This window comes from Salipiger sp. ABN3_019, assembly GCF_056158605.1.
Genome location: NZ_JBSWTP010000010.1, coordinates 1034154 through 1047482, shown reverse-complemented (window position 1 = coordinate 1047482; position 13329 = coordinate 1034154). Strand labels below are relative to the sequence as shown.

13 protein-coding genes are annotated in these 13329 nt (G+C 68.3%); 6 read left to right on the top strand and 7 right to left on the bottom strand.

Features of this window, described 5'->3' with window-relative positions:
• Positions 1 to 64: 64 nt before the first annotated feature.
• Positions 65 to 1894 carry a serine protease gene (locus ACXAD2_RS26935; RefSeq protein WP_475177531.1) on the bottom strand — a complete coding sequence of 610 codons (1830 nt, stop codon included), beginning with the start codon at positions 1892 to 1894 and terminating at the stop codon, positions 65 to 67.
• Positions 1895 to 2129: 235 nt separating this feature from the next.
• Here ACXAD2_RS26935 and ACXAD2_RS26930 point away from each other — a divergent pair, with 235 nt between their 5' ends.
• Both ACXAD2_RS26930 and ACXAD2_RS26925 read left to right on the top strand, forming a co-directional pair.
• Positions 2130 to 3077, top strand: a complete 948-nt coding sequence (locus ACXAD2_RS26930; RefSeq protein WP_475178417.1) for a glycine--tRNA ligase subunit alpha — start codon at positions 2130 to 2132, stop codon at positions 3075 to 3077.
• Positions 3074 to 3586: a DUF6446 family protein gene (locus tag ACXAD2_RS26925; protein ID WP_224903910.1), complete on the top strand. Its 513-nt coding sequence runs from the start codon at positions 3074 to 3076 to the stop codon at positions 3584 to 3586. Before ACXAD2_RS26930 ends, ACXAD2_RS26925 begins: the two co-directional genes overlap by 4 nt.
• Positions 3587 to 3811: 225 nt before the next feature.
• On the opposite strand, the gene hemC is transcribed toward ACXAD2_RS26925, so the two are convergent.
• Positions 3812 to 4786 carry a hydroxymethylbilane synthase gene (gene hemC, locus ACXAD2_RS26920; RefSeq protein ID WP_475177529.1) on the bottom strand — a complete coding sequence of 325 codons (975 nt, stop codon included), beginning with the start codon at positions 4784 to 4786 and terminating at the stop codon, positions 3812 to 3814.
• 97 nt (positions 4787 to 4883) lie between these two features.
• On the opposite strand from hemC, the gene hemE reads away from it, so the two are divergent.
• Complete coding sequence (gene hemE / locus ACXAD2_RS26915; protein ID WP_475177526.1) at positions 4884 to 5921, top strand: uroporphyrinogen decarboxylase; 1038 nt, start codon at positions 4884 to 4886, stop codon at positions 5919 to 5921.
• 7 nt (positions 5922 to 5928) lie between these two features.
• On the opposite strand, the gene ACXAD2_RS26910 is transcribed toward hemE, so the two are convergent.
• Positions 5929 to 6924 carry a DMT family transporter gene (locus ACXAD2_RS26910; RefSeq protein WP_475177524.1) on the bottom strand — a complete coding sequence of 332 codons (996 nt, stop codon included), beginning with the start codon at positions 6922 to 6924 and terminating at the stop codon, positions 5929 to 5931.
• Positions 6925 to 7138: 214 nt separating this feature from the next.
• On the opposite strand from ACXAD2_RS26910, the gene ACXAD2_RS26905 reads away from it, so the two are divergent.
• The 3 genes from ACXAD2_RS26905 (at position 7139) to ACXAD2_RS26895 (ending at position 9813) form a co-directional block, all read left to right on the top strand.
• A complete protein-coding gene (locus tag ACXAD2_RS26905) occupies positions 7139 to 7651 on the top strand; it encodes a MarR family winged helix-turn-helix transcriptional regulator (protein ID WP_475177523.1) in 513 nt (170 codons plus the stop codon).
• Complete coding sequence (locus tag ACXAD2_RS26900; protein WP_475177520.1) at positions 7642 to 8352, top strand: SDR family NAD(P)-dependent oxidoreductase; 711 nt, start codon at positions 7642 to 7644, stop codon at positions 8350 to 8352. Before ACXAD2_RS26905 ends, ACXAD2_RS26900 begins: the two co-directional genes overlap by 10 nt.
• Positions 8353 to 8460: 108 nt before the next feature.
• Positions 8461 to 9813 carry an NAD(P)/FAD-dependent oxidoreductase gene (locus ACXAD2_RS26895; protein ID WP_475177518.1) on the top strand — a complete coding sequence of 451 codons (1353 nt, stop codon included), beginning with the start codon at positions 8461 to 8463 and terminating at the stop codon, positions 9811 to 9813.
• Between the two features lie 195 nt (positions 9814 to 10008).
• Here ACXAD2_RS26895 and cobD read toward each other — a convergent pair whose 3' ends face one another.
• Genes cobD through ACXAD2_RS26875 form a run of 4 tightly spaced genes read right to left on the bottom strand, consistent with a single transcriptional unit; the run spans position 10009 to position 13311 of the window.
• A complete protein-coding gene (gene cobD / locus ACXAD2_RS26890; protein WP_475177516.1) occupies positions 10009 to 11001 on the bottom strand; it encodes a threonine-phosphate decarboxylase CobD in 993 nt (330 codons plus the stop codon).
• Positions 10998 to 11948 (bottom strand): adenosylcobinamide-phosphate synthase CbiB, encoded by a 951-nt coding sequence (gene cbiB, locus ACXAD2_RS26885; protein ID WP_475177513.1) that lies wholly within the window; start codon positions 11946 to 11948, stop codon positions 10998 to 11000. Before cbiB ends, cobD begins: the two co-directional genes overlap by 4 nt.
• Positions 11945 to 12727, bottom strand: a complete 783-nt coding sequence (locus tag ACXAD2_RS26880) for a propanediol utilization protein (protein WP_475177511.1) — start codon at positions 12725 to 12727, stop codon at positions 11945 to 11947. The genes cbiB and ACXAD2_RS26880 overlap by 4 nt, the downstream gene beginning before the upstream one ends.
• Entirely contained in the window at positions 12724 to 13311 is a 588-nt protein-coding gene (locus ACXAD2_RS26875) for a histidine phosphatase family protein (RefSeq protein ID WP_475177509.1), read from the bottom strand. Before ACXAD2_RS26875 ends, ACXAD2_RS26880 begins: the two co-directional genes overlap by 4 nt.
• Positions 13312 to 13329 lie beyond the last annotated feature (18 nt).

Below are 13329 nucleotides of genomic sequence, written 5' to 3'. Positions count from 1 at the left end.
GGCGGCAGAGAGAAGCGTGGCGCGACGTCGCGCGCCACGGGGGGCTGCGAGAGGGTGTCGAGGATTACTCCCAGCAGTTCACCGCAACGGTCATGTCGCGGGCAGCGGTGGTCAGGTCTTCGGGCGCCAGCGCGCTGTCGCCCTGCATCGTGGTGCCCGAAATGCCCGCGCCGCGCAGGAACTCGATGAGCGCAGCCGCATCGGTGGCGAAGGCGACATCTTCGGGCAGTTGCTTGCCGCCCGCATCGCGCGGCATCAGCAGGCCGACCACCGCGCCGCCGGCGTCCAGCACCGGGCCGCCCGCGTCGCCGGGGGTAACATCGACCGCGAGCCGCGCCAGCGTCTCCTCGCCGCCCAACCCCTTGCTGTCCTGCAGCGCGCCAAAGCTCAGCGTCGCGGTGCTCAGCACGCCGCCATAGGGGAAGCCCGCCACGGCGACCTCGGAGTTGAGGCGCGGCAGATCGGTGCGCAGCCGCGCCACGCCGCGCGGCGCCAGCGCCGCCGAGGGCCGCAGCAGCGCCACGCCAAGCGCCGCATCGCTTTGCAGAAGTTCGGCATCATAGCTGCCGTCGAGGGTCAGGCGGCTACAGTTCTGCACCGCCTCTGCCGTGGTCAGCACCGTGCCCCGGCCATCGACGAAGAAACCCGCCACGGTCGCGCGCGGGGTGCGGATCGGCAGGCCGGAGACCAGATCGAGCGTCTGGCCATTGTCGCTGACCTCGGCGGGGTTGAGGACGCCGGGGATGGGGCGGAAGCTGGCCGACATGGCCCCGGCCACACGCTCGAACCGCGCGTCGTCGCCCGCGGGCCAGACCAGCGTCCAGCCTTTGATCTCGCCGCCCTGAAGCGTCACCTCGGTGCGGCTTGCGATGCGGCTGTTTTCGCCGGTGATGCTGAAGCCGTCACGGCGCAGGCTGCGCGGCCCGTCCAGCGGCACGATCTCCAGCGTCTGCAGAATCTCGTAAAGCCCGCCCAAAGTCTTGCGATCGCCGGGCTGGCTGATCAGCAGAACCTGCGCGTTCTCGACCTCGCCATTGCCGGAATAGGTGGCAAAGGGGGCCTCGTAGCGGTCGAAAGAGACCAACTCGGTCGGCATCGATACGGCCACACCGGCCTGCGCATCGCTGACCTCGGACATGCCCAGGCCGTCGAGCACGGCGTTATACTGCCCCAGCAGGTCGGCGCGCTGGCGGGTGGTGAGGATGCCGGTCACCTCATAGCCATTGTCGCGCTGCCATGCGCCCATGGCGTTGCGTGTGCCGGCACCAAAGGCGCCGTCGATGGCGCTGTCGTAATGACCTGACCACTGCAGGGCGACCTGCAGCTGGCGGCGCTCGGCAGCGCTGAGGCTTTGCTCGCCGCGGCGCGCCTGCGAGACGGTCTCATAGGGGATCTCGGGCTCTGCCGGTTCGGCCTCGACCTCGGCAAGCGCCGCCGCGAGTTCCGATGCAGACGTGCTCTCCTGCGTCTGCTCGGTTTGCGGGGCCCCCGCGGCGTTTTCGGTCGGCGTTTGCTCCAGCGGCTCGGCGCTTACTGGCGGCTGCGTTGCGTTTTGCGCGACACCCGCGCCAACCGGCCAGAACTGCCGCCCATATTCACCCGCCGCTGCGAGATAGGAATCACGCGGGATCTGCCCCGCGGCGCGCAGGGCGCGCAGCCGGTCGGCGGCGACCTGCGGATCAAAGGGGCCAAGCGCGATGCCGTACCAGCCGCCACCCAGTGAAAAGCCGTTCACATTCTGCAGCCCGGCCGAATAGTCGCGCAGCCGCGCTTCGGCTTCGGTCAGGCTGGGCTGGGCTTCGATCTGGATGTAGACCACATCGCCCTGCTGCGCCGCCACGCCTTGCGCCAGCATCAATGCCGCCGTGCCTGCAAAAAGAATGGTTCTCAACATAGATTAACTCGCTCCTCGGGCCCGGACGTCTGCGCGCCGTTTCTCGTCTCTGACTGCTGTTCACTCAAAGGATGTAACAGACGCGTGCCTCGCGTCATCTCAAAAGATGGTCAGAGCTGCGCATTGACCCTTGACCGTTGCACGCATAATCAGGCAGCCGACCAGTCGAAGAGCGGCGCGCGTCCTGCGCCGCGGGCGAGCACGCCAAGGGAAGGATGCCATGACGATGCCGAGCATGAGCGAGACAAGCAAGCCGCGCAGTTTTCAGGAGATCATCCTGCGTCTGCAGACCTATTGGGCCAGCAAGGGCTGCGCCGTGTTGCAGCCTTACGACATGGAAGTCGGCGCGGGCACCTTCCACCCGGCCACCACGCTGCGGGCGCTCGGCTCGAAGCCCTGGGCCGCGGCCTATGTGCAGCCCTCGCGCCGCCCCACCGACGGGCGCTATGGCGAGAACCCCAACCGCCTGCAGCACTATTACCAGTTTCAGGTGCTGATCAAACCCAGCCCGCCGGACCTGCAGGCGCTCTATCTCGGCTCGCTCGAAGCGATCGGCATCGACATGGCCAGCCATGACATCCGCTTCGTCGAGGACGATTGGGAAAGCCCGACGCTGGGCGCGTGGGGCCTTGGCTGGGAGGTTTGGTGCGACGGCATGGAAGTGTCGCAGTTCACCTATTTCCAGCAGGTCGGCGGCCATGACTGCCATCCGGTCTCGGGCGAGCTGACCTACGGGCTCGAACGCCTTGCCATGTATGTGCTGGGCATCGACCACGTGATGGACATGCCGTTCAACGACCCGGGTGCGCCGATCGCGCTGAAATACGGCGACGTGTTCCGCCAGACCGAAGAGGAATACTCGCGCTTCAACTTCGACGTGGCCGACACCGACGTGCTGCTGCGCCATTTCGAAGAGGCCGAGGCGGAATGCGAGGCGATCCTCGCCCGCGACGAGAGCGACCCCAAGACCGGCAAGCGCATCGTCATGGCGCATCCGGCCTATGACCAGTGCATCAAAGCCTCGCATCTGTTCAACCTTCTGGACGCGCGCGGGGTGATCTCGGTCACCGAGCGTCAGGCCTACATCGGACGCGTGCGCGCGCTGGCGAAGAAATGCGCCGATGCCTTCGTGAGCACCGAGGCGGGCGGCTGGATGCCAGAGGCCGCAGGCAGCGCCGCATGAGCGGCAAGATCCTCGGGATCGGCATTATCGCGGCCGCGCTGATCTTTGGCGCGGTCGTCTACTACACGCAGGTGTTCTACTACTATTACGACCTGCCGGCGGAAGAGGCGGAGGTTCTGCTGACGCCGCTTGATGGCACTGCGCCGCGCGCCATCGCCTTCGAGGATTTCGAGGGGATCGACGCGACCTCCTCGCCGATCCGCTACCGCGCCTGCTTCTCCACATCCGAGAGCCCACAAACGCTCGACCCGCTCTTTGAGCGATACGAAGGGTCCGAGCCGCGCAATGCGCCGTTCTGGTTCGGCTGCTTTGACGCCGAAGACATCGGCGATGAGATCGCCGCGGGCACCGCACATGTCTACACCTCGCAGCGCAACATCGAGTTCGGCATCGACCGGGTGGTGGCGGTGACCGGCGACGGCCGCGGCTACATCTGGGAAGAGATCAACGAATGCGGCGACAAGGCCTATGACGGCACGCCGCTGGGTGAGGATTGCCCGGAGCGGTAAGTCGCCAGTTGTGTGGCAGGAGCCGGGCGAGCGCCGTCCCGTGGGAAGGCGCACCAGCATCTGAGCGAGGCGCTTTAAGCCTGCCAAATCCGAATGACACCGGAACTTTGCGCGCGGGTGAAAGAGAGCCATCCCGTGGGGACGGCGTCGTCCATCGGGCTTGAACCGATGGCGCCAGAATGGACTACCGCTCACCCGGCGGCTTCGCCTTGATTCCGGGCGAGTTCAGCCCTCGCGCCAGTCGAAGAACCCGTCGCCCGCCTGCGCCAGAAGCTCGCGCGCCAGATCGGCGCCCATACGCGCGCCCTCGGCGATGGGGCCGCGGCGCTCGCCCTTCAGGGCCTCGCTGCCGTCGGGTCGCAGGATCTCGCCGCGCAGCCAGATCTCGTCGCCTTCGAGCAGCGCCAGACCGGCAATCGGCGTCTCGCAGCTGCCGTCGAGCGTGGCGAGGAAAGCGCGTTCCGCGTCCAGCCGATGCTGCGTCGGGCGGTCATGGATCGCCGAGAGCATCGCGGCCACGCGCGCATCGCTGATCCGCCGCTCGATGCCGATGGCACCCTGCGCGATGGCGGGCAGCATGTCTTCGGGGGCGATCGGCGTCATGTGTTCGCCCGCCATGTTCATCCGGTTGAGCCCGGCCATGGCAAGGAAGCTGCAGGCGGCCACACCGTCTTCGAGCTTTTTGAGGCGGGTCTGCACGTTGCCGCGGAATTCCACCACTTGCAGGTCGGGGCGGCGGTTCAGCAGCTGCGCCCGGCGGCGCAGCGACGAGGTGCCGACCACGGTGCCCTCGGGCAGATCGCCAATGGCCGCATGGCCGGGCGAGATGAAACAGTCGCGCACGTCCTCACGCGGGAGGTAGCAATCGAGGATCAGCCCCTCGGGCTGCTCGGTCGGCATGTCCTTCATCGAGTGCACCGCGATGTCGATGCCGCCCGACAGAAGCTGCTCTTCGATCTCACGGGTGAACAGGCCTTTGTTGCCGATCTCCTTTAGGGGCCGGTCGGCGGCGATCATCGCGCGATCATCGCCCATGGTCTTGATCACTTTCACCTCGAAGGCCTCAGTGGGCAGGTCGAAATGCGCGGCCAGACGGTCGCGGGTCTCATGGGCCTGCGCCAGCGCCAGCGGCGAGCCGCGGGTGCCGATCTTCAGCGGGGCGTCGGGCGAGGGCAGGGCGATGGGGGTCTCGATTGTCATGGTCAGAGCTTTATGTCGCGGGAAGAGATGTGGCAATGGGGGGCGTTTTGACATATTGCCGCCCCGACGAGATAGGCAATTCAGACGGGGGTTTCCCATGACCAAGACGATCCTGCGCGCACTGGCTGGCGAGACCCTGCCCACCCCGCCGATCTGGATGATGCGGCAGGCGGGGCGCTATCTGCCCGAGTATCGCGCCACCCGCGCGCAGGCCGGGGATTTCCTCTCGCTGTGCTACAACCCCGAGCTTGCCGCCGAAGTGACGCTGCAGCCGATCCGCCGCTACGGGTTCGATGCGGCGATCCTCTTTGCCGACATCCTGCTGCTGCCGCAGGCGCTGGGGCTCGACCTGTGGTTCGTCACCGGCGAAGGGCCGCGGCTGTCGACCATCCAGAGCGATGCGGATTTCGACGCGCTGAAGCCGGTTTCGGCGATTTACGACACGCTCAGCCCGATCTACGAGACCGTCGGCATCCTCTCGCGCGAGCTGCCGAAAGAGACCACGCTGATCGGCTTCGCCGGCGCGCCTTGGACCGTGGCGACCTATATGATCGCCGGGCGCGGCACCAAGGATCAGGGCCCCGCGCACGCGCTGAAGGCCGAGAACCGCGCGTTGTTCGAGAAGGTCATCGACCGGCTCACCGAGGGCACCATCGAGTATCTGTCGAAACAGGTCGAAGCGGGCGCCGAGGTGGTGAAGATCTTCGACAGCTGGGCGGGCTCGCTCGAGGGTGATGACTTCCGCAAATACGCGCTGGAGCCCGCGAAGGTGATCACGCAGGAAATGAAGTCGCGCTTCCCCGGTCTGCCGGTGATCGTCTTCCCGCGTCAGGCGGGCGAGAATTACATCGGCTTTCACGAGGCCACCGGCGCCGATTGCGTCGCGGTGGACGACAGCGTGTCGCCGGAATGGGCGGCGGCCAATGTGCAGACCTCGGGCTGCGTGCAGGGCAACCTTGCCTCCTCGCACATGGTGACCGGCGGCGAGGAGTTGGTGCGCGAGACCCAGCGGGTGGTGCGCGCCTTCTCGAAAGGGCCGCATATCTTCAACCTCGGCCATGGCATCACCCCCGATGCCAACCCCGAGAATGTTCAGCTGATGATCGACACGGTGCGCAGCACGGTCACCGCCTAAGCGACGCTCAGCGCCTGACGGCGGTGCTGCCGCGCTGCCGTCCCGGCTGGGGCCGGGCCTTCGCCCGCTCGCGCAGGAAGACCACCAGCCCCGCGCCGACGATCAGCGCGCAGCCCGCCCATGTGGCGGGCGCGGGCCATTCGCCGAACATCGTCCAGCCCCAGAAGATCGCCATCGGCAGGCCGATGTATTCAAAGGGCGCGATCACCGCCGCATCGGCCATCCGGTAAGAGGCGCTCAGCGCGTAGCCGACAAAGCCCGAGATGCATCCCAGCCCCAGAAAGACCAGCATGTCCTGACCGCTCGGCAGGACCCATGGGCGCAGCAGGAAGCGCGCCGCATCGCTGTCGAAAGCGTCCATGTAGCGCCCGTCTCCGGCGACGAGGTAGAAGCCTGCCGAGACCACGAGGAACATCAGCTGCAGATGCACCGCCAGCGCCGAGGCGCGGGAGGTGACGCCGAGCTTGCGGGTCAGCACCTGCAAGAGCGCGTAGAGCAGCGCCGAGAGCACCGGCAACAGCAGCACCAGCCGCGCGCCGCCCGAGGTGTCTGCCCATGGCTGCTGCATGATGACCACACCGCAAAAGCCGACGCAGACCGCGCCGAGCCGCCAAGGCCCGACCTTTTCGCCCAAAAGCGGCACGGACAGCAGCGTGATGAAGAGCGGCGCGACGAAGAAAAGCGCCGTCGCCTGCCCCAGCGGCATCGCCGCGACCGAGGCGTAGAAGGTCATATTGGCCAGCACCACCAGCACGCCGCGCGCCAGATGCAGCCACGGCGTGTTGCTGCGCAGTAGCCGCCAGCCGCCTTCGATCTGCAGCATGACAAGGATGATGCACAGCCCGACCGCAGAGCGTGTGGCAACGATCTGATGCAGCGGGTAGCCGTCCGAAAGCAGCTTGATCAGCATGTCGTTGATCGAGATCCCGACGACGCCCGCGCAGATCAGCGCGATGCCAAGGCCGGGACGGTTGAGGCTGGTGATATGGGTTCCGGTGCTCATGCCCCGGCTCTAGCCCGGCGCGCTGACCGGCGCCATGGAAATTCGGCGTGGCGCGCTTCTGGGCCATGCAGCGCGGTTTCAGCGAAGCTCGCGCAGGAAATTTGCACATCGGTTGTTTTTGACAACCATTCGGTTGCGTTTCACAACCTTTCCCTTGCCAGCGGCGCGCCGATCGGACGTCATGCAAAGGACCAAGACCCGACAGGTTTGCCCCATGCCGCCGTTCTCCGACGCGCCAAACCCGCAGCGCCCTGACGATCCTCCGATCGAAATCGGAGGGCTCAGGATAGACATCCTTGAAGGTGCCTTCAGCTGGTACTTTCGCACGATGGATGCCGTCGTCTCGCGCGATCTCGACAAGCGGATGGCGCATCTAGAGATCGCCAAGGGCAAGGGCAAGATCACCGCGCTTTTGCTGGTGGATGATTACCCCGGCATCCGCCCGTCGCAGATCGCCGAGGTGCTGATGCGCGACCGCCCCGCCACCGGAAGGATCATCGACCGGCTCGTCGCCTCTGGGGTGATCCGCCGCGAGGCTGCCCCGGACGATCAGCGCGCCCAAGCGCTCTTCATCACCGAGCGGGGCCATGCGCTCTCACAAGAGGTGCGCGAGATCATCCGCCAACAGGAAGCGGAGTTCTTCGACTTCATCGAGCCGGAGGACCGCGCGCAATTCATGCGCATGCTCAAGCGTGCCTATCTGAAGATGAGGACGAAATGGGACTGACTAGCGAGCGGGTCGCGCTCATCTCCGGCGCCGCGCGCGGCATTGGCGCCGCCACCGCGAAAGCTCTGTTCGACGCGGGCTGGACGGTGTCGCTGGGCATGCGCCGCCCGCAGATGCCGGACTGGGCCAAGGATGCGCCGGAGCGGGTGCATCTCTACACTTATGAGGCCACAGACCCCGCCACGGCCACCGGCTGGGCGCAGGAGGTGATGGAGAGGCTGGGCCGTATCGACGCGGTGGTCGCCAGCGCAGGCATCTCGCTGCGCAAGACCCCGGTCGAGATCACCGACGCCGAAATGGCGCAGCTGCTGGAGGTCAACGTGCAGGGGCCGCGCCGCCTTGCCGCCGCCTGTTGGGAGCCGCTGGCCGCATCGGGCCGGGGCCGGGTGGTGCTGCTCGCCTCGCTCTCGGGCAAGCGGGTCAAATCCCCCGGTGCGGGGTCCTATGCTGTCTCGAAATTCGCCGTGGTGGGGCTCGCCCATGCGCTGCGCCAAGCGGGCTATGACCGCGGGATCCGCGCCGTGGCGGTCTGTCCCGGCTTTGTCGCCACCGACATGGCGACCGCCGTCGAGGGCCGCGATCCGGCGACGATGACCCAGCCCGAGGATCTGGCGCGGGTGATCCACATGCTGATCGACCTGCCCAATGAGGCCAGCGTCGCCGAGTTCCACGTCAACTGCCAGCTTGGCGAGACCTACTGACGTGCCGGGTGATGTGTCGCCGTCCCTCGCCGGGGAGACCGGCCTTTGGGCGCGGCAGCACGGCAGGAAAGACCTAAGGCGCACGGCGCCGATTTTGGGAGAAAGACCATGCCAGGACCGAAGCCGGATCCGGTAGAGAACAGCGCCGCGTTGCCCGAGCGGGCGGATGTGGTGATCATCGGCGGCGGCATCGCCGGGGTCTGCGCCGGTCTGGAACTGGCCGAGCAGGGGCTCAAGGTGGCGATCTGCGAAAAGGGCCATGTGGCGGGCGAGCAATCGAGCCGCAACTGGGGCTGGGTGCGGCTGACCCACCGCGACACCCGCGAGTTGCCGCTGATGGTCGAAGCGCAGCGCATCTGGCAGGGGCTGGACGCGCGCATCGGCGCAGACACCGGCTACACGCGCTGCGGCGTGACCTTCACCTGCGCCAGCGAGGCGGCGCTGGCCGCCGAGCGCGAGTCGTTGGAAGAGCTTGCGCCGTATCAAATCCCGGCCCGGATGCTCAGCCGTGACGAGGTGCTGGGCATGTTTCCGGGCCTGTCGCTCGACATCAAGGGCGCGCTGCACAATCCCTACGACGGGCGCGCCGAGCCGCAGAAGGCGGCACCGGCCATCGCCCGCGCGGTTCAGGCGCGCGGCGGCAGCGTGCATCAGCATTGCGCCGTGCGGGTGGTCGAAACCGCGGCCGGGCGCGTGTCGGGCGTGGTGACCGAGAAGGGCCGCATCGCCTGTTCGGCGGTGCTGGTGGCGGGCGGGGTCTGGTCCCGGCTCTTTCTGGGCAACCTCGGAATCGACCTGCCGCAGCTGCGCACCAAGGGCAACGTGCTGCGCACCGATCCTGTGCCCGAGGGGCCCGAAGGCACGCTCAAATATCCCGAGTTCGCCATGCGCAGGCGCGCCGATGGCGGCTACACGATCGCCTCGGCGCTGCCCAGCCCCTACCAGCTGACCCCCGACAGCTTCCGCCTGCTCAAGGCCTTCCTGCCAGCGCTGCGGAATGAATGGCGCAGCATCAACCTCGGGGTCGGGCCGTCCTTCTTCGAGGCGCTGCGCACGCCGCGCCATTGGAGCGGCGCCGAGGTCAGCCCGTTCGAGAAAACCCGCGTGCTCGACCCCGATCCCGACAGCACGATGATCGACCGCGCGCTTGCGGTGGTGAAATCCTCCTATCCGGCCTTCGAGACCGCCACCGTCGCGCAGAAATGGGCTGGCTATATCGACGTGCTGCCCGACATCATCCCGGTGATCTCTGGCACCGAGGGTGTAAAGAACGGGCTGCCCGGGCTCTATGTGGCGAGCGGCTTTTCAGGCCACGGCTTCGGCCTCGGCACCGGCGCAGGACGGCTTGCGGCGGATCTGATCACCGGGCGCAGCCCGGTCGTCGACCCCGCGCCGTTCCGGCTGCACCGCTTTTCCGACGGCTCAAAAATCCGGCCCAAATCCGGCGTCATCCAGCGCTGAGGCAACGGCTGCGGCGCGCAAGCGCCGCCACATCCGTCCCATCTTCTTCTCTTTAAAAATACGCAAACTGGACTGCCGTCGAGCCCAAGGCTAACGGGCCGGACAGAGCGCCAAGCGACGCCCCATCGCGGCCATTCTTTGGGTGACCGTGATGGACGCAGGCGGGCAATCTCTTCGGGAGGGAGTTCTGAGCCGCTAAAGCGCTTGGAACGCGCGCTCGAGCTGACCCCATCGCGAGCATGGGGGCAGGCCGAGGCGGATCCAGCTGTCTGAATAGGGGAAGATGCGGCTCCAGATGTGCCGCGCCGCCAGGGCTTCCTGCGCTGCCTTGGCACCCGGGCAGGCGTAGGTGCGAAAGAGCGGCGTGCCGCCGATCAGCGGCCATCCCGCCGCGCCTGCCAGCGCGTCGAGGCGCGCTGCGTCCGCGCTCAGGCGCCGAATTGTCTCCTCCTGCCATGGCCGGTCGGTGAGCGCGGCAGAGGCGATCTCGATCGCCGGGCCTGACACCGGCCATGGACCTGCAAGCTCGGCAAGCCGCTGGCCCAGATCGCCTTCGGCCAGAGCGAACCCCAGCCGCAGCCCGGCGAGACCGTAAAACTTTCCAAAAGACCGCAGCACCACCACATTGGACAGCCCGCCGTCGAGGCCGGGGGCGATGGAAAGCTCCGGCTCGGGATCGGCAAAGCTCTCGTCCACCACCAAAAGCCCGACGCGGCCTGCCAGATCGCGCAGCGCGCCCGGCTGGCTGCGCCGCCCGTCGGGGTTGTTCGGGTTGACCACCACGGCGAGATCCGCACCCGCGAGCGCGGCGAGGCTGGCGACCTCGGTCACTTCCCAGCCGTGCGCTCGCAGCGCGGCGGCATGCTCGTTGTAGGTCGGCCCCAGAACGGCGGCGCGTCCCGGCCTGCGCAGCATCGGCACCATCTGGATCGCCCCCTGCGCGCCGTTCATCGGCACGATGTGGCCGGGGCAGCCGTAGGCCTCGCGCGCCGCTACGATGAGCCGGGCCATGTCAGCCTTGCGTGGCAGCGCGGCCCAGGCCTCGGCGGGGATCGCGGGCACGGGGTAGGGCTCGGGGTTGATGCCGGTGGAGAGGTCGAGCCAGTCGGCGCGGGTGCCGCCGAAACGGGTCATCGCGGCATCGAGGTTGCCGCCGTGGTCTCGGGTCTTTGTGTCGGGCGTGGTCATGCGGCGCAGCGAAGCAGGATCACGGCGGCAAGCGCAAGGGCGCAGAGCGCCATGCTGCGGCGGTAGAGGCGCAGGGCGCGGGTCAGATCGCCTGCGGCCGGGTCGGGCGCGCTGCCGTTCAGCCAAGGCTCCTCGGCCACCCGCGTGCCGTAGACGCGCGGCCCCGAGAGGCGGATGTTCAGCGCGGCGGCCATGGCACCCTCGGGCCACCCGGCATTGGGCGAGCGGTGCTTGGGCGCGTCGCGCCGCATCACCCGCAGCCCGCGCAGGGCATGGCGACCAGAGGCAATGGCAAAGAGCGCCCCGGTCAGCCGCGCGGGCAGCCAGTTCACCACATCGTCGAGCCGCGCGGCGGCCTTTCCGAAGGCTTCAAAGCGGTCATTGCGATGGCCGATCATCGAGTTGAGCGTGTTGATCGCCTTGTAGCCCGCAATCCCCGGCAGTCCCGCGATGGCGCCCCAGAAAAGCGGCGCGATGATCCCATCCGAGGTGTTCTCGGCAAGGCTCTCGGTGGCGGCGCGGGCGATCCCGGCGGCGTCCAGCTGCGCCGGATCGCGCCCGACGATCATCGCCACGGCGGCGCGCGCGGCTGCCAGATCCCCGCGCGCCAGCGGGGTCGCCACGGCGGCGACATGGGCGTGCATGGCGCGCATGGCGATCAGTGGCCAAGCCAGTGCCGCGCCGATCAGGCTGCCGGTGAGGCTATTCGGAAGCGCGCACTGAATGGCCAGCGCAGGCAGCACCGCCAGCGCCACGATCAGTGCCACTGCCAGAGCGCCCATGGCCAGCCTGCGCGGGCGGGCGCCATGGTTCCAGCGCCGCTCCAGCGCGGTGATCGCATGGCCGAGCCATGTCACCGGATGGCCGATCCGGGCGTAGAGCCACCCCGGCCAACCGAGCAGCAGATCGAGCGCCATCCCGCCCAGCATCATCAGCGCAAAGCTCATGCCGTGCCCGCCCGGAAGCTCAGGATGCTGGTGAGTCCGGCTTCGGCCAGCGCGTCTGCCGCGCGCGCAGGCACGGTGCCGGGGGCGAAGATCAGCCCTCGGGCCGAGCCGGTGTGGGCGCGCAGCCAGCCAAGCGCGCCAAGGTCATGCGCCAGTTCCGGCATCGGGCAGGCCGGGCCGCGCCGGGCGCTGCAGCGGCGCGCGGAGTCCGAGGCGAGCGCGGCGCGGCGCGTCAGGTCGCAGGCCGGGTCCTCCCATTGCGCCACGAGGTCGGAGATATCGTCAAAGCCGCTGTCTGACGGATCGGTGCGCTGCGGCGCGCCCCAGAAGCCGCCGAGGATCTCGCAAGGTGGCGGCGGGGGCAGGTGGCGCAGAACTCGTGCCTCGCGCGAAGCCCAGAGCAGCCGGTCGGGCTGGGGATACATCAGCGGGTCGGTCGCGCCCTCGACGGCGAGGCAGGCGGCGGCAAGGGTCCCCGCATCGCCGCGAAACCCCGCCGCGCGGGCCAGTGCGACCAGCGTGGCGGTCGACGCCCCGGCACCAAGGCCGGGTGCGAAGTTCCGTGAAGCGTTCGGAAAGTCCGGCGCGATCCCCAGCAGCTGCGTAAAACGCCGCAGCTCGGCGGGGCCAAAGAGTGGCGGTTCGGACCCCGCTTCTGCTGGCGCATGGACATGCAGCACCGGGCAGGGCAGCGTGACGAGGGCCACAGGGCCATCCTCGCCCATGCACCCCTGCAGCCATTCGCCAAAGTGGCCGGAGACCGTCACCACGCCTCTCATGCGCCGCTGGTCCCGATCACCGAGAGGGGGCCGTCCGCGCCGCAGCGCAGGCGCGTCACTGAAAGCGGCGCGACCTCGAAGGCGAGCCCGGCATGAACCGCACCGCAGACCAGCGAAAGCGCCGCGCGGATCACTCCGGCGTGCACCATCAGCACCACGGGCGCGCCAAGCTCTGCCGCCGTCTGCCCGTGCTGGATATGCGCTGGCGCGGTGCGGGCGCAGAGATCGGCAAAGCTCTCGCCCTCGGGCGGCGTCCAGCGCGCCAGATCGGGGCCATCCAATGGCCCGAGATCGGGCATCTGATCGAAGCGCAGCCCGTCATGGGCACCGAAATCCTGCTCCCACAATCGCGCGTCCTGTTGCACCTGCAGATCAGGCCACAGCGCCTCGGCGGTCTGGCGGCAGCGCTGCGCGGGGCTGCTGATGAGCCGGGCGGGCCGGGGCAGGCGGGCGCGCAGCGCGGCGATCGCCTCGGGCTCAATGCGGGCCGCGGCATCGGTGTGGCCAAACAGCCGCCCGGCCTCGGCCAGCGGCGCGTGGCGGATCAGGATCAACTCTGCGGTGTGCGGTGCTCTGTCGTGCAACTGACTGCTTTGCCCTTT